Origin of the sequence: Shewanella saliphila, from assembly GCF_014648295.1 — a bacterium.
GTDB classification, from domain to species: Bacteria; Pseudomonadota; Gammaproteobacteria; order Enterobacterales; family Shewanellaceae; genus Shewanella; species Shewanella saliphila.
In genome coordinates, this window is record NZ_BMQV01000107.1 from 1 (window position 1) to 858 (window position 858).

1 protein-coding gene and 1 pseudogene are annotated in these 858 nt (G+C 43.1%); both read left to right on the top strand.

The genetic code is table 11. The features are described from left to right. A pseudogene (locus IEY48_RS20295) lies at nt 1-117 on the top strand (ISAs1 family transposase); the annotation flags it as partial. A gap of 197 nt (nt 118-314) precedes the next feature. After that, on the top strand, nt 315-858 hold a 544-nt coding region (locus IEY48_RS20300; protein ID WP_188923345.1), incomplete at its 3' end, for an ISAs1 family transposase.

Here is an 858-nt window from a genome sequence, read left to right on the forward strand (position 1 = left end):
AGTTTGAATATGTTACGAGCAGAGCCGACGAAGATAAGCATTGTTGGAAAACAAAAGCGATGCATGATGAATCCATCGATGCTTGAAGCAGTATTAAAGGTTGGGTTTAGTAGTTAGGTTAAAAATCAAACACTCATGCGGTGGCCCTGGGTGCGGCGCTAGGTATGGCTTTTATGGTAGCCAATACAACAGGGGCTGATCATACTCGATCGCTTTTCATGCATTCTTTTTAAAAACAAAGAGATAAAAAATAGCTTGATTGATCTCGCCAGTGTGATCAAATAGCGCTCTTTTTCTTTGCCTTTATACTTAATATGCTTAAACATCTCGATAAGATTACTGATTGCCGTTCCCATATAAATCAAGAACACGATGTCATTGATATCTGCTTCCTCGTCCTGAGCGCAGTGATATCAGGTGCGCAAAGTTGGGCCGATTGCCACGAGTTCGGGACATTAAAACTGATGTGGCTTCGTCAACATCGCCCCTTCGCTAATGGTATTCCCAGCCAGCAGAGCATTGGTCGAATCTTCAGAGGAGTGTCAAAACAATCCTTGCTAGATGCCTTGTTGAGTTGGGTCAACGAGCATCGGCTTAGCACAGGACTTTCTTCTATTGCGATTGATGGGAAAGTGCTTAAAGGTGCCAAAGCATCAGCCTCGAGCGCTGCATTACATATGGTCACTGCATATGATACCGGCTCTGGTTTAGTCTTCAGCGCTAAATCAGGTACAAGCAAAAAGAGTGAACTCAAACTCGTTCAAGAATTACTGACGTGTCTTGATTTGAAGTCTGAGTTACTGACATTTGATGCGCTGCATTGCCAGACACAAACACTTGATTATATCGTCAAAGAAG